The organism is Halioglobus japonicus, assembly GCF_001983995.1.
In the GTDB taxonomy this organism is placed as follows: domain Bacteria; phylum Pseudomonadota; class Gammaproteobacteria; order Pseudomonadales; family Halieaceae; genus Halioglobus; species Halioglobus japonicus.
On sequence record NZ_CP019450.1, the window covers coordinates 252,553 to 273,083 of the forward strand.

At 56.6% G+C, this 20,531-nt stretch carries 17 protein-coding genes and 3 pseudogenes; 13 read left to right on the top strand and 7 right to left on the bottom strand.

The annotated features are described in order from the left end of the window. Window positions 1-101: 101 nt before the first annotated feature. Entirely contained in the window at window positions 102-1,187 is a 1,086-nt protein-coding gene (locus tag BST95_RS01225; protein WP_146004241.1) for a hypothetical protein, read from the bottom strand. Between the two features lie 934 nt (window positions 1,188-2,121). Here BST95_RS01225 and BST95_RS19515 point away from each other — a divergent pair. The 3 genes and pseudogenes from BST95_RS19515 to BST95_RS01240 all read left to right on the top strand — a co-directional run bounded on the left by BST95_RS19515 (window position 2,122) and on the right by BST95_RS01240 (window position 5,614). Continuing rightward, window positions 2,122-3,464: pseudogene (locus BST95_RS19515) on the top strand (undecaprenyl-phosphate glucose phosphotransferase). A 19-nt stretch (window positions 3,465-3,483) separates the two neighbouring features. Next, a complete protein-coding gene (glf, locus tag BST95_RS01235) occupies window positions 3,484-4,632 on the top strand; it encodes a UDP-galactopyranose mutase (protein ID WP_066053745.1) in 1,149 nt (382 codons plus the stop codon). A 1-nt stretch (window position 4,633) separates the two neighbouring features. Continuing rightward, window positions 4,634-5,614 (top strand): glycosyltransferase, encoded by a 981-nt coding sequence (locus BST95_RS01240; RefSeq protein WP_084197819.1) that lies wholly within the window; start codon window positions 4,634-4,636, stop codon window positions 5,612-5,614. A gap of 5 nt (window positions 5,615-5,619) precedes the next feature. Here the strand turns inward: BST95_RS01240 and BST95_RS01245 are convergent, their stop codons facing one another. Both BST95_RS01245 and BST95_RS01250 read right to left on the bottom strand, forming a co-directional pair. Beyond that, window positions 5,620-6,330: an ABC transporter ATP-binding protein gene (locus BST95_RS01245; protein ID WP_066053738.1), complete on the bottom strand. Its 711-nt coding sequence runs from the start codon at window positions 6,328-6,330 to the stop codon at window positions 5,620-5,622. Further along, on the bottom strand, window positions 6,330-7,109 hold the full coding sequence (locus tag BST95_RS01250; protein WP_169843815.1) for an ABC transporter permease: 780 nt from the start codon (window positions 7,107-7,109) through the stop codon (window positions 6,330-6,332). Before BST95_RS01250 ends, BST95_RS01245 begins: the two co-directional genes overlap by 1 nt. A gap of 115 nt (window positions 7,110-7,224) precedes the next feature. On the opposite strand from BST95_RS01250, the gene rsmA reads away from it, so the two are divergent. The 4 genes and pseudogenes from rsmA to BST95_RS01270 all read left to right on the top strand — a co-directional run bounded on the left by rsmA (window position 7,225) and on the right by BST95_RS01270 (window position 10,478). Next, complete coding sequence (rsmA, locus tag BST95_RS01255; protein WP_084197820.1) at window positions 7,225-8,019, top strand: 16S rRNA (adenine(1518)-N(6)/adenine(1519)-N(6))-dimethyltransferase RsmA; 795 nt, start codon at window positions 7,225-7,227, stop codon at window positions 8,017-8,019. Then, window positions 8,012-8,425 carry a Co2+/Mg2+ efflux protein ApaG gene (apaG, locus tag BST95_RS01260; RefSeq protein WP_066053731.1) on the top strand — a complete coding sequence of 138 codons (414 nt, stop codon included), beginning with the start codon at window positions 8,012-8,014 and terminating at the stop codon, window positions 8,423-8,425. Before rsmA ends, apaG begins: the two co-directional genes overlap by 8 nt. A gap of 1 nt (window position 8,426) precedes the next feature. Further along, complete coding sequence (locus tag BST95_RS01265) at window positions 8,427-9,251, top strand: symmetrical bis(5'-nucleosyl)-tetraphosphatase (protein ID WP_084197821.1); 825 nt, start codon at window positions 8,427-8,429, stop codon at window positions 9,249-9,251. A 1-nt stretch (window position 9,252) separates the two neighbouring features. After that, window positions 9,253-10,478: pseudogene (locus tag BST95_RS01270) on the top strand (multifunctional CCA addition/repair protein). 11 nt (window positions 10,479-10,489) lie between these two features. On the opposite strand, the gene folK reads toward BST95_RS01270, so the two are convergent. The 3 genes and pseudogenes from folK to tsaD all read right to left on the bottom strand — a co-directional run bounded on the left by folK (window position 10,490) and on the right by tsaD (window position 12,381). Beyond that, on the bottom strand, window positions 10,490-10,993 hold the full coding sequence (gene folK / locus BST95_RS01275; protein ID WP_084197822.1) for a 2-amino-4-hydroxy-6-hydroxymethyldihydropteridine diphosphokinase: 504 nt from the start codon (window positions 10,991-10,993) through the stop codon (window positions 10,490-10,492). Further along, the gene (gene folB, locus BST95_RS01280; RefSeq protein ID WP_084197823.1) at window positions 10,993-11,349 is read right to left on the bottom strand and encodes a dihydroneopterin aldolase; all 357 of its coding nucleotides are present in this window, start codon (window positions 11,347-11,349) and stop codon (window positions 10,993-10,995) included. Before folB ends, folK begins: the two co-directional genes overlap by 1 nt. Continuing rightward, window positions 11,349-12,381, bottom strand: a pseudogene (gene tsaD / locus BST95_RS01285) (tRNA (adenosine(37)-N6)-threonylcarbamoyltransferase complex transferase subunit TsaD). Before tsaD ends, folB begins: the two are co-directional and overlap by 1 nt. Before the next feature lie 138 nt (window positions 12,382-12,519). Here tsaD and rpsU point away from each other — a divergent pair. From rpsU to BST95_RS01315, 6 genes are all read left to right on the top strand, one after another. Further along, window positions 12,520-12,735: a 30S ribosomal protein S21 gene (gene rpsU, locus BST95_RS01290; protein WP_066053713.1), complete on the top strand. Its 216-nt coding sequence runs from the start codon at window positions 12,520-12,522 to the stop codon at window positions 12,733-12,735. A 22-nt stretch (window positions 12,736-12,757) separates the two neighbouring features. After that, on the top strand, window positions 12,758-13,213 hold the full coding sequence (locus BST95_RS01295; RefSeq protein ID WP_084197824.1) for a GatB/YqeY domain-containing protein: 456 nt from the start codon (window positions 12,758-12,760) through the stop codon (window positions 13,211-13,213). 62 nt (window positions 13,214-13,275) lie between these two features. Next, entirely contained in the window at window positions 13,276-15,237 is a 1,962-nt protein-coding gene (gene dnaG, locus BST95_RS01300) for a DNA primase (protein ID WP_084197825.1), read from the top strand. A 277-nt stretch (window positions 15,238-15,514) separates the two neighbouring features. Next, the gene (gene rpoD / locus BST95_RS01305) at window positions 15,515-17,323 is read left to right on the top strand and encodes an RNA polymerase sigma factor RpoD (protein ID WP_066053702.1); all 1,809 of its coding nucleotides are present in this window, start codon (window positions 15,515-15,517) and stop codon (window positions 17,321-17,323) included. Between the two features lie 239 nt (window positions 17,324-17,562). Beyond that, window positions 17,563-18,087, top strand: a complete 525-nt coding sequence (locus BST95_RS01310; protein ID WP_084197826.1) for a fasciclin domain-containing protein — start codon at window positions 17,563-17,565, stop codon at window positions 18,085-18,087. 155 nt (window positions 18,088-18,242) lie between these two features. Further along, entirely contained in the window at window positions 18,243-19,277 is a 1,035-nt protein-coding gene (locus BST95_RS01315; protein ID WP_084197827.1) for a CNNM domain-containing protein, read from the top strand. Here the strand turns inward: BST95_RS01315 and BST95_RS01320 are convergent. Further along, window positions 19,274-20,440: an MFS transporter gene (locus tag BST95_RS01320; RefSeq protein ID WP_084197828.1), complete on the bottom strand. Its 1,167-nt coding sequence runs from the start codon at window positions 20,438-20,440 to the stop codon at window positions 19,274-19,276. The two genes, BST95_RS01315 and BST95_RS01320, sit on opposite strands and share 4 nt — an antisense overlap. Between the last annotated feature and the right edge of the window lie 91 nt (window positions 20,441-20,531).

A 20,531-nucleotide genomic window follows, 5' to 3' on the forward strand; every position in this document is an offset into this window, starting at 1 on the left:
ACGCACTTTCTCAGCTTTAACCGGATACTGGACCATAATAAGACTTTGACCTCGAAAGGCGAGTCAGCAGTGCCGCTAAAGTAGACTAAAGCCTGTCAATTTTATCGCCCCCATGGAAAAAGAGGACGCTTGCGCAAGAAAGACCTAACTCTAGAGCGAAAACCGGCTTCAATTTTAAGGTCTGGTCGGATCCCGCCCAAGGAATTAGCAACGTTTATCAGATCGTAACTCAAGCTCGGATCTAACGGTTGAATCGCATTTGCAGCACGTCGAATCACCTCAATATCCGGGCTTGAAACCGGGTTTGCGGACAGAAAACCCTTGATTAACGCTTCAAGAGCCGCATTCGCGCTATCTTCATCCCAACAATCCATATCCGATTCCGGATACTTACTGAAGTCTTCGGTGAAGAGCGTTGTATCCTTAGAAATCTTGAATTTCTCGTTCAGCAAAAGATTTCCCTCTCTGAAGTGCTCGTAAAACTCTCGGGCACTTTTGCGCGAAGGAAGCATGGGTTGCGAGTCCGGAATATGCTGCATCAGGTCTTTCCAGCTAGTATAGTCAAGCCTACCTTGGCTAAGCAGCCTGGCTGTTTTGGTAAATACAAGTCCACGCGACTCGTTCTTCCTCTCGGACTTCCCATTCCAAGGCAGCCCGGTCAGTTCGAAAAAGTCGGCTACAGCGTCGGCACCGACTAGTTTTCTCGGATCGAAAACTCTGATACTAACATTAGATTGTCCGAAAGCGTCCGCCCAGTAGCCCAAGCGACAGCTATAATTCAGGTAATGCTGCAGGTGCTCGCCATACTCAGGTAAAGCCCTGTTTCCGGTGCCAAAATACCTGGAGGCAATGAATCCGCTGTGTTTGGCCGCTTGTTGGTAGTGGGACACCGCTTGCTCATCCTGCCTCCGAACGTAACTCACAAGCCGGACACTATCAAAATGTTGATATAAGTTTTCTGCCAGTTGATGAATTTCCTTCGGGTCGAAAATCCAAGAGAGAGTCTCTGCAGATGCAATCACATTACCCTCGCTTGCAGCCAATGCCTCTGCAAAACCGGGCCTAACGAGGCCGTGAACCCGCCTGTGCGGACAAAACCTAAAACGCACCCAGGTCAACGCATCGCCTGAGACTCGTTCAGTGCCATCAGGATTTTTGCAAAACAACGTAAAGCCCTGATCGCTCAAGAGAGCTCGCGACTTATACAACGCACCCTGAATAGCCGAGGTGCCAGTTTTGTGGCAGCCGAGGTGCAGTATGAGTTTTCGCTGATTTGACATCGCCTAAAGAATTAACGTGACCCTGAACATTTGACGCTGCTTAACTTGTGCTACTCAGAGGTTGTACCCTATCACCAACAGCGACTTTTATATATTGAAGCCCAGATGCTACCACCCGTAACGGTTTAACTACAGGCTGGCGACTTGAACGGCACCACCTACTTCCGATAAGCCACAACGTATATAAAACTGCGGCCCCAGCGATCAATGATGACGCCCGTATAAAATAATAGAAAATACGGAGATAACAGTGCCCTGCAGATAATCACTTGCCGCTGTTTGAATTGATGACTGTCCGCAAGCGGCCTAACTATTCGGGTGTTGACATTGAACCGAATTAGTAACAAGAAAGACATAAACCCGATCACCGCGGTGCTAGAAGGAACAACCAACGCTCTACTCTAATAGTGGCTTCTTATAATGATACCGTGGTGATACTGAGCCAACTCGGGATTGACGACCAGCTCCGCTCGCTATATCAAGCTCGAAGGTAGCTTGGTGAGCTAAATAAACCGCCAGGAACCCTTTGCAGGGATACGGGCAGAATTCCTATCGAATAGCAATCGGATCCCATAAAGCCTCTTCGGTGGAATTGTCCACTTACACACGGGTTGCGCCTTTCAACTGATTCTCTAGTGATCGAAGCTATCTCAACGAGGAGCTGTAAGCATTGTTCAATGATTCACAATTCAATGTTACCTTCGCAATGCAATTTTCAATTATATTGCCACTGAATACGCCTCACAGTAACCTAGGCAACACTTGACGACAATACAGGCTAATCCTGCATATGCAGCACAAAGGCTATCTACGCGAACATTCAGACCTGCTTCTGTGGCTAATGCGTACGTCAGACCTATTGCTGTCACTCTTTTGCTGTGCACTTGCCTATAGGATTGTTTTCGCGGATTCGACCCCCCCTAGCTTTCTCCTTTATCAGATCTCCGTCATTCTTGCACTGCTATTGCAGCTGGTGACTTTTAACGCAACCGAACTCTATCGTGCCTGGCGCGGCGAAGACCAGGTGCAAGAATTCACTCGGTTACTATTGGCTTGGACCATCGTGTTTGGCGTCCTGATTTTCATTGCGGTAATCACAAAGACAACTGCGAGCTTCTCACGGGCCTGGCTAATGATGTGGTACGTGGTTGGATACGCCACGCTAATGGCACAGCGTGTCCTGCTGCGCGCGGTCTTACGTCGAATGCGTGCAAAAGGTTTAAATTTGCGACATATCATCTTATTGGCTGAGGGTGAAACGGGCGAAAAAGTACTCCAAAAACTTCGCGAAAATCCCGAGACGGGGTTCAATATCGTCGGATACTACTCTTCCAAGATGCCCAGCGAAGCCATCGAAACAGCCCAAACCGGCAGCATAGAAGAAGGCATAAAGTATGTGACAACTCACCAAATTGACCAAGTCTGGTTGGCAATGCCATTGCGGGAAGAGGACCTGATTGAGGAGATTATGGGGAAATTACGCGATGTCACTGCAGACATCCGCCTAGTGCCAGACCTTTTCGGCTACCGACTTATCAATCACTCCATTAGCTCCATAGCCGGTATGTCCGTAATAAATCTCTCTGTGACACCGATGGACGGCGTCAACCGCTGGATTAAGGAACTGGAAGACAAGGTTATTTCATTGGTGACTCTGCTGCTAATTAGTCCGTTGATGTTAGTAATTGCACTCGCTGTCAAGATGAGTAGCCCCGGCCCGGTATTCTACAAACAGACTCGCCTAAGCTGGAACGGTCGCGAGTTCGAAATGTACAAATTTCGGACCATGCCGGTTGATGCAGAAAACCAGAGTGGTCCAGTCTGGGCAAAGGCCGGCGAGAAACGGGCTACCGCGGTAGGCGGATTGCTGCGTAGGACCTCCCTGGACGAGCTGCCCCAGTTCTGGAATGTCATCAAAGGTGACATGTCCGTCGTTGGCCCCGGCCGGAACGAAAGGTCTTTGTCGAACGCTTCAAGGACGAAATACCCAGTTACATGCAAAAACACATGGTCAAAGCCGGCATCACCGGCTGGGCCCAAGTCAATGGCTGGCGCGGCGATACCGATTTGCAAAAAAGGGTTGAGCACGACCTTTACTACATAGACAATTGGTCGTTCTGGCTAGACATGAAAATCATCTTCCTCACCCTGTTCAGGGGCTTTATCCACAAAAACGCATATTGACTCGAGTACTACCACACCTATGAAGCATATTGCCGCAGTAGGCGCAGGTTTTTCCGGCGCAGTCATCGCTCGAAGTCTTGTTGAGGCCGGTTATCGAGTCAAGGTTTTCGACATCCGTGACCACGTTGCCGGCAACTGCCATACAGAGCGTGACCCTGATTCGGGCGTGATGGTACATCGCTATGGGCCACATATCTTCCACACCGATAGCGAACGAGTCTGGGAATATCTGCACCAGTTCACAGAACTCATGCCATATACCAATAGGGTAAAGACCACCAGCGGCAATAAAGTCTACTCTCTACCCATCAACTTGCTGACCATCAACCAGTTTTTTTGCAAGGCAATGTCACCAACTGAAGCAATGGCATTTATCGAAGGGCAGGCTGATCTCAACATCGCGGACCCACAGACTTTCGAAGAACAGGCGCTGCGCTTTGTCGGTCGAGACCTCTACGAGGCTTTCTTCAAGGGCTACACCCAGAAGCAGTGGGGCTGCTCGCCCAACCAGCTCCCCGCCAGCATCCTCAAACGGTTACCAATACGCTTCAATTACGATGACAACTATTTCTTCCACAAGTATCAAGGGATGCCGCGGGATGGCTATACCGCCATTGTAGAGAAAATACTCGATCACCCCGGCATTTCGGTAGAACTCGGGACCAAATTCACCCGGGAGCATGTCCAAGAGTTCCACCATGTGTTTTACAGCGGTCCAATAGACGGTTTTTTCGACTACGAATTGGGGCGCCTCGGTTACCGGACACTTGATTTCAAGGAGATTCGTGCCGAGGGCGACTATCAGGGCTGTGCGGTAATGAACTACGGTGACGAGTCCGTTCCCTACACTAGGATCGCCGAACACAAGCATTTTTCCCCCTGGGAAAAACACGAGAAAACTATCTGCTTCGAAGAATACAGCCGCGCCTGTGGACCAAAAGATATCCCCTACTACCCTATCCGACTTACTCAGGAAGAGGCCATGCTCAGGGATTACGTTCAAAAAGCTCGGGATGAGGAAGGGGTTTCTTTTGTGGGCAGGCTTGGCACCTATCGCTATCTCGACATGGACGTAACGATCGCCGAGGCCCTCGAGGCTGCCAATGAGTTTTTGACATTGGTGGAACAGGGGAGGAAAATTCCTCCCTTCTTCGTAGAGCCAATCTAACGTGTCTCATCCTGTAAATCTCGTTGCTGTCATCGTCACATTCAATCGCCTCGAAAAGCTGAAAGAGACGATAGCCCGCACCCTGGATAATGCCTTTTACAAGATCGTCGTAGTCAACAACGCCTCTACCGACAACAGCCGAGACTGGTTAGACTCCCTCTCAGACACAAGGCTGAAAATCATTCACAGCCCAACCAATCTCGGAGGCGCCGGTGGATTCAACCAAGGTTTCGCCTACGTCGTCGAGAAGTTACCGAAAGCCGATTGGCTGGTCTGCTTTGATGACGACGCCTATCCGGAAGAGGGTGTAGTTGATATTTTCAACGCACTATCGATTCCCTCAGATGTGGGCAGTATGGCCGGAGCCGTTTACCTGCCGGATGGCAAACGAATCAGTGAAATGAACAGACCCAGCAACAACCCGTTCTGGCATTTTGGTCAATTTATAGGAACCGCGCGCAAAGGCCGGATGGGCTTTCACGTCAGCGATGAATCCTACGACAGCGAAATACCTCTGGATGTTGATACCTCTTCGTTCGTGGGTTGCTTCATCCGCGTCGCGAACATTCGTGATGGAAAAATTGGGCTACCTCGCAGCGAGCTGTTTATATATGCAGACGATATCATCTACTTGCTGGATTCACGCAAGGCAGGATTACGCCACTGGTTTGTGCCGACTATGAAATTTCGCCACGACTGCGAGACTTTGGTCAACCAACAGGACGTTTACCGCCCACTGTGGAAGGTCTATTACACCTACCGAAACCGGCTAGAACTATTCCGCATTGCTTCCGGAATATGGTATCCACTGGTATTACTAGTGAAGATACCAAGCTTTTTCATGACCTTCAGGTTCTATGAAAAATTCGAGTACAAAAAGTTCCTGTCGATCACAGCCAGCGCGGTGTGGGACGGGCTAAGGCGAGACTACAGCAAAAGCCACGAGGAAGTAGTCAAGAATTGCAGCGTTGACATTGAATAGAGAAATTACTTCTTGAGCGACGCTCGATATTTAGCGATAACTACTTTCGGCTCACCCTCACCGCATATCTTCCCTTCATCGATCCAGATCACCCGATCACAAAGCGCCTTTACCTGAGCATCCGAGTGGGACACAAATACAACCGTCTGCTCGCCACTGATTCGCTCTTTCATCGCCTGTTCTGCCTTCTGGCGAAACGCAGCATCACCGACACTCAGCACTTCATCTACCAAAAGGATATCAACACGAGTAAGCAGTGCGGTGGTAAAACCCAACCTGGATTTCATGCCCGCAGAATAGGTCTTCACGGGTTCCTCGAAGGAGTCACCCAGCTCGGAAAACTCCTTGATCTGCTCCAGAAAGCCGAGCGCCTCGTCTCGCGTTGCGCCCTGTAGCATGGCAGACAACATAGCGTTGTCTCGACCACTCAAATCCACCTTATGGCCAAGCCCGATGGTTAGTAGCGAAGCCGTCTTGCCCGGTCGTGTGTCAACCTCACCCGCTGTCGGCGCCAGAATTCCCGCCATAATCCGCAACATCGTGGTTTTACCCACCCCATTGCGCCCAATAATGCCGAGCGTCTCGTTCTCGTAGAGCTTGAATGACACCTGGTCGAGCACGTGATGTACGCCGTGATCGAAGGTGCCTCGACTGGTGCGGAAATTCAGGGACACGTCCTTGAGTTCCAGCATGACCTTGCGGTTGTCGTCACTCATCAGGTCAACACCTTCAGCGCCAGGTACTTGCTGTAGCGACGCATATACAACACCGTCAGGCCAATCAGAGCACAGCAGATCGCCGCCAGCGATAGCAGATGCGCCATATCCGGTGTCTCGTTATAGAGCAGCACCTGACGATGACAGTGCAGCAGGAAGGCCAGCGGATTGACCGTCAGCAACATCTCGGCCTTATCCTGGTTGGGTATGTCACGGACATCCCAGAAAATACCGGAGGTAAACAGCAGGAAGGTCATACCCAGGGGGATGAACTTCTGGAAATCACGGGCAATACAGACAAGGCACGCGCCGATTAATCCGCAGGTTACGATTAACAGATACATCACCGCCGCAATCGGCAGCAGCAGCAACCAGCCCGCATTGGGCGATACGCCGCCTATTAACAGGATTACCAGTAGCAGCAGATACACAGACGACTGCCGATACAAACTCTCCTGAATCCCCGACATGGGCCACAGTGACTTGGGCATGTTCACCTTGCCGATCAGGCCCTGGCTGGCCACGATGCTGCCCGAGGCCTGGATAACCGTCTTGGAAAACCAGATAAAGGCGAATTTGCCGCAGGCAAGAAAGAAAATAAAATCACCGGATTTACGCCCGGTATCCAGAATCAGACTGAACACGATGTAGAACACGCCCACCCACATCAGAGGCTCAAGAAACCACCACATGAAACCGAGCTTGAACTTGGAGGCATCAGCCTTGAGCAGCATACGTGCCTGCACATTGATAAGACTGAAATACTGGTAAAGCGTCATGGTGTGAATTCGAGTGCCCGATCGGTCCAACTAATGGTGCCGGAGTGTAACAGAATTCGTCACCACAATGCCGCGGGTCGGTAGTATTTAACCAATCGACGGGTACAATGCGCCTATGTCAAAACAACCCTCAAGCCATCGCCCCCGCAAACGCTTCGGCCAGAATTTCCTGACCGACGAAGGCGTCATCGGCCGCATAGCCGCCGCTATCAACCCACAGGAGGCTGACCATATTGTGGAAATCGGCCCCGGCCAGGGCGCGCTCACCGAGACCCTGGCGCCGACGGGATGCCGGCTGGATGTGGTGGAACTGGACCGCGATCTGGTGGCGGGCCTGCTGGCCGCTTTCAGCGTCTACTCGGGGTTCAAGCTACACAGCGCCGATGCCCTGAAATTTGACTTTGCCGCGCTCACCGATGAGGGCGAGAGGCTGCGGGTGGTGGGCAATCTGCCCTACAACATCTCCACGCCACTAATTTTCAAACTGCTTGAGAACGCCAGCATCATTCAGGACATGCACTTCATGCTGCAGCTGGAAGTCGTGCAGCGGTTGGCAGCTACCCCGGGCAGCAAACACTGGGGGCGCCTGGGCATCATGGCGCAATACCACTGCCAGGTAGATCACCTGTTTGACGTGCCGCCAGAGTCCTTTTTCCCGCCGCCCAAGGTCCAGTCGGCAATCGTGCGACTCACGCCTCGCAGCGAGTCGCCCTGGCCGGACTGCAGCGAAAGCGAGCTGGGCAAGGTAGTACAGGCCGCCTTCGCCCAGCGGCGCAAAACCCTGCGCAACAACCTGAAGGGCCTGGTCAGCGCCGGGCAGCTGGAATCCCTGGGCATCGATCCGGGCGCCCGGGCGGAAACGCTGGAACTCGATCAGTTTGTAGACATTGCCAGGGGGCTCAATGCCTAACGCACCGTTCAAGACATCCCTGATCGGGATTAACGTGGTCACCACCTATCTGCCCAGCCATTCCAGCCCGGACGAAGATCACTACACGTTCGCCTATACCATTACAATCAGCAATGCGAGTGACAGCCCGGTGCAGTTGCTGTCGCGTCACTGGGTCATCACCGATGCCAACAACGAGGTTCAGGAGGTGAGAGGCGAAGGCGTGGTGGGCGAACAGCCGGTAATTCCACCGGGCGATTCCTTCCGCTACACCAGCGGGGCCAGTCTGGAGACGCCGGTCGGCTTTATGGAGGGGAGCTACTTTATGGTCGTACGCGACCCCATGGAAGTTCCCCCGGAAGATCTGCCGACCTTCGAAGTGCCCATTCCTGCGTTTACCCTGCACACGCCCACGGCGCTGAACTGACATGGCCACCTATGTCGTGGGCGATATACAGGGCTGCCTCGAGCCTCTGAAGTGCCTGCTGCAGACGGTGAAATTCGACCCCGAGGTAGATGTGCTCTGGTCCGCCGGCGACATCGTCAATCGCGGTCCCGATTGCCTGGGTACAATGCGCTTCCTTTACGACATGCGCGACAGCCTGGTGATGGTGCTGGGCAACCACGACCTGCATCTGCTGGCGGTGGCCAGTGGCGCCCGTCGACCCTCGCGCTCCGATACCCTGGACGCCATTCTCGAAGCACCCGATCGTGAGCCACTGCTGAACTGGCTCCTCCATCAGCCATTGATTCACCACGAACACGGCTACACCCTCGTGCACGCCGGCATCCCGCCCCAGTGGTCGATCAAAAAGGCCCTGAAACGCGCCCGCGAGGTAGAGTCCGTGCTGCGCGGGCCAGACTGCATCGCGTTCTTTAAAGCGATGTATGGTAATGAACCCGCGATCTGGTCAGGCGACCTGGAAGGCATGGAGCGGCTGCGCGTCATCACCAATTATCTGACGCGCATGCGTTTTTGCACCCGCAAAGGGAAACTGGACCTGGAGAGCAAGGGCGCAGAAGCCCCCAAGGGCAGCAAGAAGGTCGACGCATGGTTTGCCCACAAGCATCGCAAAGCTGCCGACGATCCCATTCTGTTTGGCCATTGGGCAGCACTCGAGGGACGCACCAGTACGCCCAATGCCATTGGGCTGGACACCGGCTGCATATGGGGGGGCTCGCTTTCCTTGTATTGCCTGGACACCAGGGCCTGGACCCACTGCCGCTGCAAAGACGGCCAGCCAGTACACTGACATGGATACCTATCTCGTCGGCGGCGCCGTGCGCGACCAACTCCTGAACTACCCGATAATAGAGCAGGACTGGGTCGTTGTCGGCGCCACCCCCCAACAAATGCTCGACCTCGGCTACCAGCAGGTAGGCAAAGACTTCCCCGTTTTCCTCCACCCCCAGACCAAAGACGAGCACGCCCTGGCCCGCACCGAGCGCAAGGCCGGCCACGGCTACCATGGCTTCGATGTGTATTGCGCACCCGAAGTCACCCTGGAAGAAGACCTGCTGCGCCGGGATCTGACGGTGAATGCCATGGCGCAGGATGACCAGGGCCACATTATCGACCCCTATGGCGGCCAGCAGGACCTGGAAGCCAGGCTGCTCCGGCACGTTTCAGATGCCTTTGTGGAAGACCCGCTGCGGGTCTTGCGCACAGCACGCTTTGCGGCCCGCTTCCATCACCTGGGTTTTACAGTGGCACCGGAAACCATGGCGCTTATGGCAGACATTGTTGCCGCAGGCGAATTGGCCCACCTGAGCAAAGAGCGCATTTGGGTGGAGCTGGAAAAGGCAATGGGAGAACGCAATCCCGAGGTGTTCATCGAGGTCCTACGTGAATGCGGGGCACTGCAACACCTCATCCCTGAACTCGAGGCCTTGTTCGGCGTACCCCAGACGCCAGAGCATCATCCGGAGATCGACTCCGGAATCCATACGCTGCTGTCTCTGCAACAGGCCGTTGTCCTGGGCGGCAGCAAAGTCGTGCGCTTTGCGGTACTGATGCACGATCTGGGTAAGGGCACCACGCCAGAGGCCGAATGGCCGCGCCATCTCGCCCATGAGAAACGCGGCGTCAAACTCGTGCGCAAGGCGTGCAAACGGCTCAAGGCCCCAATCAGTACCGGGATTTGGCCCTGGCTGTGTGCGAATACCACCTGCACAGCCATCGCGCGATGGAATTGCGAGGCAAAACGTTGCTCAAGCTGCTGAAGGAAACCGGCGGGCTGCGTCAGCCCCAGCGGTGGGAAAACTTTCTGCTCGCCTGCGAGGCCGATGCCCGCGGAAGAACGGGGCTGGAAGACCGCCCCTATCCCCAGGCGAATTACTTGCGCGAGGCCCGGGACATCGCGCTAACAGTGAACGCCTCGCAATTCCCCGATCTTGAAGGGCCCGCCATTGGCCAGGCCATGGCAGAGGAGCAGATTCGTCGACTGGATGCACTGCGCGCTAGCCAGGGCGTCGACTAAGCGCACCTACGCTAGAGTGTTCGCCCTCGCCAGCTGAAAGCCACCGCAACAATCTCCTGAGAGGATTGATCGTAATCTGCCCAGAGTTCACGGTACGTGCATTTCGCAACAGGGTGCACACCCGCCGGCGCCAGGTCAGCCAACGGCCGCAGTACAAACGCGTTTTCGAGAATTTCTCCCCGCGGCAGCTCCACGCCTTCAATCATCCCCACCTGGTCATCATAGGTAAGAATATCGATGTCCAGCTGGCGCGGTGAAAACCTCGGCGCATTGGGCGGCCGCCCATGCTCGATCTCAATGTGGCGCAAGGTGCGGGCCAGCTCACCCAGCGGCAGGTCCGTATTCAGCGCCAGCACCAGATTAAGAAAGGGCTGACCTTCGAAACCTACAGCGGCACTGTCGTACACCGGCGACACCTGCAACTCACCGAAACGCTGGGCCAGGGCATCAAGGCCCGCCGTGATATAGCGCTCGCGCTCAATATTGCTCCCCAGGCCTAGGTACACCTGCGCCATCAGCGGCGCTCCCCGCGCTCAATGATCACGCCGACACTGGTAGCGGCCTTGACGGCCCCGGGCTTGGCCAAACGCAGGCGCACCCAGCCAATACCAAATTCCTCGCGCACCAGCGTCGCCAACCGCTCTGCCAGGGTTTCAATCAGCTCAAATTCACTGGCCTGAAGATAGGCCACCACCGCCTGGGAGATGGCGTCGTAATCCACCGCGTCTGCGATGGCATCGTTAGCCGCGGCCCGGCGATTGTCTGAGGCCAGCTCCAGATCGATCACCAGGGGCTGGCGAATATCGCGCTCCCAGTCATACACGCCGATTACGGCATCAGCCTGCAGGCCTTCTATATACACAATGTCCATTACGCGGCCTCGATCGGGGGCAATTGATCCATCGGCCAGCGCGGGCGCACGGCGACATCGGCAGCATCGATCTGTCCGGCGCGCAGGCGCTGGGCCCCGCATAGGCAATCATGGCGCCGTTATCGGTGCAAAATTGCGGCGCAGGGTAGAACACCGCCGCCTGCTCTTTCGCCAGAGCCCTTTTCAGCTCTGCCCTTAAGTTTAAGTTAGCGCTTACTCCGCCCGCCATTACCAGGGTCTTGAGCCCTTCCTGTTGCAGCGCCCTGCGGCACTTAATGGTGAGGGTAGATACCACGGCATCCTCGAAGGCACGGGCAATATCCACCCGGTCCTGCTCCCCCAGTACGCCATCAATCTTGCAGTCTTCCACCGTATTCAAGGTGTAGGTCTTGAGCCCGGAGAAGCTGAAATCCAGCCCGGGGCGATTGACCATGGGCCGGGGGAAATCAAACCGCTCTGAGTTGCCCTGGGCCGCCAGTTTGGCCACATGTGGTCCACCGGGATAGGGCAAACCGAGCATCTTGGCCACTTTATCGAAAGCCTCGCCGGCGGCGTCATCCAGGGACTCGCCGAGCAGCTTGTACTTGCCAATACCATCGACACGCACCAACTGGGTATGGCCACCGGACACCAGCAGGGCCACAAACGGGAATTCGGGGTGTTCCTCTTCCAGCATGGGCGCCAGCAAATGGCCCTCCATATGATGTACACCCAGGGCAGGCACCCCCAACCCCAGGCCAGCGCTCGCGCCAGGGTGGCACCTACCATCAGGGCGCCCACCAGCCCGGGGCCCGCCGTGTAGGCCACACCATCGATATCTGCCGCGGTCACACCGGCCTCGGCCATCACCTGCTCAAGCAGGGGCAAGGTCTTGCGTACATGGTCGCGCGAGGCCAGCTCCGGCACCACGCCGCCATACTCCACATGGATGTCTATCTGGCTGAACAGGGCATGCGCCAGCAGCCCCCGTTCTGTGTGGTATAGGGCCACGCCTGTCTCGTCGCAGGACGTCTCCAATCCGAGGATTAGCATAGGGAAAATTCACTCTGTTTCACGACGCGCATCATACTTGATTACGGGGGCCTGTGAGTATAGAATGCGCGCCCTTTTAGGCAATCTCGGACCGAAAGCCCGGGAAATGCACCCAACACAGAAATAGGTATAGAGTTAATGCCCCACATCAAGGTCAAGGAAAACGAGCCTTTCGACGTAGCACTGCGTCGCTTCAAGCGTTCCTGTGAAAAAGCTGGCGTTCTGGCTGAAGTTCGTAAGCGCGAGCACTACGAGAAGCCCACTACTGTACGCAAGCGCGCTGGCGCTGCTGCTGTTAAGCGTCACCTGAAGAAGGTTTCTCGCGAGAACCGCAAGCGCGTTCGTCTGTACTAACAGACGCTAGAGCTTCCCTCCTATGAGTGATCAGTCCCTCACGGACACCATCAGGGCCGCCATGAAAGCGGCCATGAAGGCCAAGGACAAAGAGCGACTGGGCACCATCCGGCTGATTCAGGCCGAGTTCAAGCGAATCGAAGTGGACGAGCGCGTCGAAGTAGACGACGCTCGGGCGCTCGCTGTGCTGGACAAAATGGTCAAGCAACGCCGCGATTCTGCCCAGCAGTACATTGATGCGGGCCGCACCGAACTGGCGGAAAAAGAAAACGCCGAGATCGAGGTGTTGCAGGTTTTCCTGCCCCAGCAACTTTCCGAAGACGAAATTTTTGCCCTGATTGACGAGGCCATCGCCGCCTCCGGCGCCGAGGGCATGGCGGCCATGGGCCCGGTCATGGGCCAGCTCAAGCCAAAACTGGCCGGCCGCGCCGATATGGGCGCCGTCAGCGGCCTGGTGAAGCAGCGCCTCACCGCCTGAATACATTCCCGGCGCAACATCGGTGGCGCCAACGGCACCGGCAAGGCTAGACTACTCTCCCTATGGCCGGACGAATTCCACAAGCTTTTCTCGATGACCTGCTGGACCGTGTCGACATCGTCGACGTGGTTGACCGGCGCGTCAAGCTAAGAAAAACCGGCAAAAACTACTCCGCCTGCTGCCCTTTCCATGAGGAGAAAACACCCTCCTTCACCGTGAACCCTGACAAGCAGTTCTACTACTGCTTTGGCTGCGGCGCCGGTGGCAATGCCCTCGGCTTCGTCATGGACTACGAGAACGTAGAGTTCCCGCAGGCCGTGGAAACCCTCGCGACCAGCGTCGGCCTGGAAGTACCTCGGGAAGAGGGGCCTGCAGCCCGGGCGCGCGCCGAAAAGGAAGACGGCAAAAAATCGCTCTACAAACTCATGGAGCAGGTAGCGGATTTCTACAAGCAGCAGTTGCGCAGCCACCCCCAGGCCGCCCAGGCCGTCAATTACCTTAAGGATCGCGGCCTCACCGGCGTGATTGCCCGGGATTTCGGCATCGGTTTTGCGCCCCCCGGCTGGCAGAACCTGCGCGAGACCCTGGGCGACAGCCAGGCTCACAACCAGCAACTCATGCAGACCGGCATGCTGGTGGAAAACGACAAGGGCAACGTCTACGACCGGTTCCGCAATCGCATCATGTTCCCGATCCGCGACCAGCGCGGCCGGGTAATCGCCTTTGGCGGGCGAGTACTGGGCGACGATAAACCCAAGTACCTCAACTCCCCGGAAACCGAGATTTTCCACAAGGGCCGCGAACTCTACGGCTTTTACGAGGCACTGCAGGCCAATCGCAAGCTCGACCGCCTATTGGTCGTCGAAGGCTATATGGATGTGATAGCGCTGGCTCAGTACGGCATTAACTACGCCACCGCCACCCTCGGCACCGCCACCAGCAAAGCCCACCTGGAGCGAGTTTATCGCCGCTGCCCTGAAGTCATCTTCTGCTTCGATGGCGACGAGGCCGGCCGCAAGGCAGCCTTTCGCGCTTTAGAGGCCGCCCTGCCGTGCATGGAAGACGGGCGCCAGGCCCGATTCCTGTTCCTGCCCGAAGGCGAAGACCCGGACACCATGGTACGCGCCAACGGCAAGGAACAGTTTGAAACACTGCTGAGCCAGGCCATGCCCCTGGAAACCTTCCTGTTCGAAGCGGTTGCCGAGGGGCTGGATACCAGCACACTCGATGGACGGGCGCGCATGAGCAAGCTGGCCCTGCCCTACTTGCGCCAGCTCCCGGAAGGGGTGTATCGCCAGCTCATGTTCCAGGCCCTCGCCGAGCGCACCGGGCTGGAACTTGAAAGCCTCATGAAACTTGAGGTGAGCGCACCGGAGCCTCCGCCATTGGCAAGCCAGGGGCCCAGCCAGGGCACCGATGGGCAGGCAACGAGACATGCTAATCAGGCACAGGGGTGGCCTGCAAATGAGGCGGGCCCCGGACCGGATGACGATGCGCCACCGCCCGAACTGGCCGATTACCCCGACTACGACCCGGAGGCCGGTGACGAGCACCAACCCCGCCAACGGCCGGCCATGCAACTGCCCGCGGGCTACTCCAACCTCGCCCAGGGCGCCATTGCCCTGGTACTCCACAAGCCCGAGATTGCACGCGGCGTTGACCCCGGCAGCCTGGCTGAGCTCGGCGACAGTGACGGCGCGCTGTTACGCCAACTATTGGAGCTGGTACACCGGCGCCCGGAATCCAATACCGGCATGTTGCTCGGCCACTGGTATGGCACTACCGAAGGCGAACTGCTGAATCGCCTGGCGGGGCTGGAGCGCCTGATCCCCACCGAGGGCATTGAGCAGCAATTCCTCGACACGATCGACAAGCTGGCCCACCAGCTCCCGCATCATTCAAAACTGACCGCTCAGGTCGACAAACTCAGAAGCACCAACTACGCTGATCTCAGCGAGCTGGAAAAGCAGCGCCTGAGGGAGCTACTGCAAGAGAAGCAGCAGCGGGATGCGCAGCGCAAGTAAGTGCCAACATCGCCAAACATAGGCGTGCCAAAGGCATAAGTTGCCGACGCTGGGGAGGCGGAAAACCCGCCCCGATGGACCTCCGCACCCGAAGAGCGTGACCCCCTTGTAATCGAGCTGGTCGCCCATACATAAGCAAAGCTGATTCTGGGGCGATTGTGAGGGTATTTGCGCCAAATAAACGGCTAATTCGCCCTACTTAGCTGTAGTTAAGCGTGTAGTTTCCGGATATAATTGCCGGCTGATTTTTTTCCGCGAATTTCAAAGGTTCAGTTACATGAACGATGTCGTCCAACAACAGTCCCGACTCAAGTCGCTAATCGCCAAAGGCAAGGAACAGGGATACCTGACCTACGCCGAGGTTAACGACCACCTGCCGGAGGATATTTCCGATCCGGATCAGGTCGAAGACATCATCCAGATGATCAACGACATGGGCATCCAGGTATTCGAGACCGCCCCCGATGCCGATGAGCTGCTGATGACCGAAGGCGATTCCTCCGCCGACGACATCGCCGCAGCCGAAGCCGCTGCCGCCCTGGCCGCGGTAGAAACCGAAGCCGGCCGCACCACCGACCCGGTGCGCATGTATATGCGCGAAATGGGTACCGTGGAGCTGCTGACCCGCGAAGGCGAGATTGTCATCGCCAAGCGTATCGAAGAGGGTATCCGTGAGCTGATGGCCGCCCTGGCCCTGTATCCCGGTGCCGTGAAAAGCATTCTCGACGAATACGACCTGGTGGCCAAGGAAGAGCGCCGTCTGGCTGACATCATGGTCGGCTACCTGGATCCGGCGGAGCATGTCCCCTCTGCGGCAGAAATGGCCGAGGCCGCTGCCAACAAGAGCGACGATGATGACGACGAAGAGTCGGACAACGGTCCCGACCCGGTAGAAGCGAAGAAGCGCTTCTCAGCGCTCAAGCGCCAGTACAACAAAACCGAGAAGGCCATTGCCGCCAAAGGCCGCGATGACGCCACCAGCCAGAAAGAAATGGAAAAGCTGGGCGAGCTGTTCAAGTTCTTCAAGCTCACCCCCCGTGTCTTCGATCCCCTGACGGATTCGCCGCGCAACATCCTGGTTGGCGTGCGTGACCAGGAGCGCGAGATCATGCGTCTGGCCACCCGCATTTGCGGCATGCCACGCAAGGAGTTCATCAGCTCCTTCCAGGGCAGCGAATCCGACCTCAAGTGGGTCTCTCGTCACGCCCGTAAGAAAGATTACGGCACCAAGCTGAGCGCCGAGAAAGAAGCCATTCAGCGCTGCCAGCGCCGCATCCAGCAGCTGGAAGAACAGTGCGGCCTGACGGTCACGGAGATCAAGGAAATCAACCGCCGCATGAGCATGGGTGAAGCCCGTGCCCGCCGTGCCAAGAAAGAAATGGTTGAGGCCAACCTGCGCCTGGTGATCTCGATCGCCAAGAAGTACACCAACCGCGGCCTGCAGTTCCTCGACCTGATCCAGGAGGGCAATATCGGCCTGATGAAGGCCGTGGACAAGTTTGAATACCGCCGCGGTTACAAGTTCTCGACCTACGCTACGTGGTGGATTCGCCAGGCCATTACCCGCTCTATTGCGGACCAGGCCCGTACCATCCGTATTCCGGTGCACATGATCGAGACAATCAACAAGCTCAACCGTATCTCCCGCCAGATGCTGCAGGAAATGGGCCGCGAGCCCACACCTGAAGAGCTGGGCGAGCGCATGGACATGCCGGAAGACAAGGTCCGCAAGGTACTGAAGATCGCCAAAGAGCCGATTTCCATGGAAACGCCCATCGGCGACGACGAAGATTCGCACCTGGGCGACTTTATCGAGGACAACACCATTTCCTCACCGGTGGACGCCGCCACAGGCCAGGGCCTGCAGGAAGCCACCAAGGAAGTACTGGCCGGCCTCACCGCCCGCGAAGCCAAGGTACTGCGCATGCGTTTCGGTATCGACATGAACACCGACCACACCCTCGAGGAAGTGGGCAAGCAGTTCGACGTAACTCGCGAGCGGATTCGCCAGATCGAAGCCAAGGCGCTGCGCAAGCTGCGTCACCCCACGCGCTCCGACTACCTGCGCAGCTTCCTCGACGAGTAAGCTGATCAAGCGCCGGGGCGCTCGTGTAGCACGTTCGTCCCGGTCAGTTTTTAAACAAAAATCAATTTTCCCGCCCCCTCTTCTGGACAAATATCGGACAAAACCCGCTTTTTGCTACCACCCCCTGATCTGGACAAATCATGGCCCCGTAGTTTTGTTCAAGTAAGCGCTGCACGGACAGCAACAGCTGCCAAACACCGGGCTTACTCTTTGAACCCTGAACTTTTTTGGAGCTGATTATGAAAAAATTAATGACGCTGGCCGCCTCCGCTGCCATGGCAATGTCCCTGTCCACTGGCGCGAATGCACAGAGCTTCGGCGACTGTGCCTCTGCCAACAAGGTAACCTTTGATGGCACCATTGTTGACGCCGCTATCGCAACCCCGGACCTGAGCACCCTGGTTGATCTGGTGGTAGCAGCAGGCCTGGCAGATACCCTGGCCACTACTCCCGACATCACTGTATTTGCCCCCACCAACGACGCGTTCGGCGCACTGCCTGCACCGCTGGTTGATGCTGTGGTCGCAGACACCGATCTGCTGACTGCGGTACTGACCTACCACGTGACCACTGGTGCTCCCGACCCCCGTCGCGCTTTCGACAATATCGCGAAGCGTAAAGCCACGCTCCAGGGCCAGTCAGTGTACTTCGGCCGTGCAGACGGCAAGGCCAGGGTGAACATGGCAGAAGTTGACTGCACCGCAGTTAAGACCGACAACGGCACTGTGTGGATCATAGACAGCGTACTGCTGCCGGCCCTGTAAGATTTCTCAGTACTATCCCGCTTCGGTCGGCACACCCCTGTGCCGGCCGCTTTCTCCCCTAAACACCTCACACACTACATTGCCAAGCACGCCTTGGGACAAACCCACTATTGACCTATAATCGTGTTTCCCAAACACGCGGTCTTGAACCCTGAATGACACTACTGCTCACCTACCTGCTGATCGCAATCGGTGTATCTTTTCTCTGTTCGATTCTTGAAGCGGTCCTGCTTTCGGTCACCCCGGGTTTTGTCGCCAGCCAACAAACTGACAAACCACGACGTGCCAAAGCACTCAAAAACGTCAAAGAGAATCTGGATGAATCCATCTCCAGCATTCTGATTCTGAACACCTTTGCCCACACTATGGGCGCAGCCGGCGTCGGCGCTCAGGCCCTGAAAGTGTTCGGCACCCAATACGAAACACTGGTGGCCTTTCTGCTCACCCTGGCGATTCTGTATCTCTCAGAGATCATTCCCAAAACGCTCGGCGCTCGCTATTGGAAGCAGCTAGCCCTGCCTGCAGCGCAGGTGATCCAGGTGCTGGTAAAACTCCTGTACCCCCTGGTGTGGTTCTCGGCCAAGCTCACCGCCCTGTTTGGCCGCGGCGGCCACTCCAGCGCCATTAGCCGCGACGAATTAGCCGCCATGGCACGTCTTGGCGCCAGCCACGGTTCGCTGGGATCCCAGGAAAGTGAACTGCTGGAGAACATGCTCAAGCTGCGCCAGACCCGCACCGAGGATATTCTCACCCCCCGTACCGTGGTCAGCGCCATCGATGCCTCGCTCACCGTCGGTGAGGCCCTGGCGAAGCTGGCGCAAGTGCCGTTTACCCGGCTGCCGGTTTACGAGGAGAGCCTCGACACCATCGTCGGCATGGCCCTGCGCCCAACACTGCATGAGGTCGAACGGGAGGATGGCGAGAACCGTCCGCTGCGCGATTTCATAATTCCGATCAACCGCGTGTCCGGCGAGCTGCCCGTATTAAGGCTGCTGGATTTATTCATTAAGCGCCGCGAGCACATGTTCCTGGTGGAGGACGAATATGGCCAGACCGAAGGTATAGTCACGCTCGAGGATGCCGTGGAAACCCTGTTGGGCCGGGAGATCATGGACGAAAGCGACACGGTTGAAGACATGCAGGAACTGGCCCGCAACAAATACCGGGGCCGGCTGCGAGATTCGAACTAGGCAGCGCGTCCCCAGCGCAGCTCATGCCCGTCCTCAGGGGTATTGGGAATCAGGTTACACAGCACCAGCGAAACCACCGCAATCCCCGCCCCAATGAGAAACACCGCGGGCGGGGAACTCAGCCAGAGAATACCCAGCAGCGCGGGGATAAACACCGCTGCAATGTGGTTGATGGTAAAGCTGACACTGGCGGTAGCGGCAATATCACGACTGTCTGCGATTTTCTGGAAATAGGTGTTGATGGCAATCGACAGGGCGAAGAACAGGTGATCGACAATGTAGAGCCCCGCCACCACGGTAGCGCTCTCCACAAACGCATAACCAGTGAACACCACGATCAGGCCCACGTATTCCACTTGTAGCGCGCGACGCTCGCCCGCTCGCCCTACCCAGGCGCCTATTTTGGGCGCAAAGAAAAGGTTAAACAGGTAATTCACCAGGTACAGCAAGCTGATATCTGCGACGGAGTAGCCGAACTTCTCCACCATCATAAATCCGGCAAACACCATAAAGATCTGACGGCGGGCCCCGCCCAGAAACGTCAGTGCGTAGTACAACCAATAGCGCTTACGTACCAGAAGCTTCTTGTGCTGCTGCGCCTGCTCGGGAAACTGCGGGAAGCGCGCCCACAGCGCCAAAGTGATGACAATGCCCAACCCGCCCGCCAACAGGTACATGCCGCTAAACCCTACGCCCGCCAGCTCCATCAGCACCCAGATGCCGCCGTAAGCCAGCATCGCACCGGCTGCCTTAACCGCCATGGCGCGGCCCATAAAGTGAGGGGTTTCGGCTTTGGGCACCCACTGCAGCGTGAGGGACTTATTAATGGTTTCGAAATAGTGAAAGCCCAGCGACATCAACACGGTTGTGGCATACAGCCCATAGGTTGTGGGAAAGAAAGGCGTTAGCGCCACGCCCACGGACATCACCAGCAGTGACACCAATGCAAAGCGCTGCTCGCGTATCACCAGCAGCACGTACACCGCGGTGAACGCGAGGAAGCCTGGCACCTCACGCAGGCTTTGCAGCATGCCGATCTCAGCACCGGTAAAGGCCGCCTGCTCGACGACAAAGTTGTTAAGCAGCGCCTGCCACACCGAAAACGTCAGCGGCATGATGAACGCCGCAGCGAGCAGGAAGTTCTGCTGGCTGCGCGCTGTCATAGTAGTTAGACCCGGGGCATTGCCGCTCACGAGAAAATACCGTTTGGAGAAGGGCGCGCCAGTCTAGTGCATCCACTATTGCGGTTAAAGC

Bases quoted from the DNA above. Each gene is read 5' to 3' on its own strand.
- glf (WP_066053745.1), top strand. From the start codon at position 3,484: ATGAAGCATATTGCCGCAGTAGGCGCAGGTTTTTCCGGCGCAGTCATC.
- BST95_RS01245 (WP_066053738.1), bottom strand. From the start codon at position 6,330: ATGAGTGACGACAACCGCAAGGTCATGCTGGAACTCAAGGACGTGTCC.
- BST95_RS01250 (WP_169843815.1), bottom strand. From the start codon at position 7,109: ATGACGCTTTACCAGTATTTCAGTCTTATCAATGTGCAGGCACGTATG.
- rsmA (WP_084197820.1), top strand. From the start codon at position 7,225: ATGTCAAAACAACCCTCAAGCCATCGCCCCCGCAAACGCTTCGGCCAG.
- apaG (WP_066053731.1), top strand. From the start codon at position 8,012: ATGCCTAACGCACCGTTCAAGACATCCCTGATCGGGATTAACGTGGTC.
- BST95_RS01265 (WP_084197821.1), top strand. From the start codon at position 8,427: ATGGCCACCTATGTCGTGGGCGATATACAGGGCTGCCTCGAGCCTCTG.
- folK (WP_084197822.1), bottom strand. From the start codon at position 10,993: ATGGCGCAGGTGTACCTAGGCCTGGGGAGCAATATTGAGCGCGAGCGC.
- folB (WP_084197823.1), bottom strand. From the start codon at position 11,349: ATGGACATTGTGTATATAGAAGGCCTGCAGGCTGATGCCGTAATCGGC.
- rpsU (WP_066053713.1), top strand. From the start codon at position 12,520: ATGCCCCACATCAAGGTCAAGGAAAACGAGCCTTTCGACGTAGCACTG.
- BST95_RS01295 (WP_084197824.1), top strand. From the start codon at position 12,758: ATGAGTGATCAGTCCCTCACGGACACCATCAGGGCCGCCATGAAAGCG.
- dnaG (WP_084197825.1), top strand. From the start codon at position 13,276: ATGGCCGGACGAATTCCACAAGCTTTTCTCGATGACCTGCTGGACCGT.
- rpoD (WP_066053702.1), top strand. From the start codon at position 15,515: ATGAACGATGTCGTCCAACAACAGTCCCGACTCAAGTCGCTAATCGCC.
- BST95_RS01310 (WP_084197826.1), top strand. From the start codon at position 17,563: ATGAAAAAATTAATGACGCTGGCCGCCTCCGCTGCCATGGCAATGTCC.
- BST95_RS01315 (WP_084197827.1), top strand. From the start codon at position 18,243: ATGACACTACTGCTCACCTACCTGCTGATCGCAATCGGTGTATCTTTT.
- BST95_RS01320 (WP_084197828.1), bottom strand. From the start codon at position 20,440: ATGACAGCGCGCAGCCAGCAGAACTTCCTGCTCGCTGCGGCGTTCATC.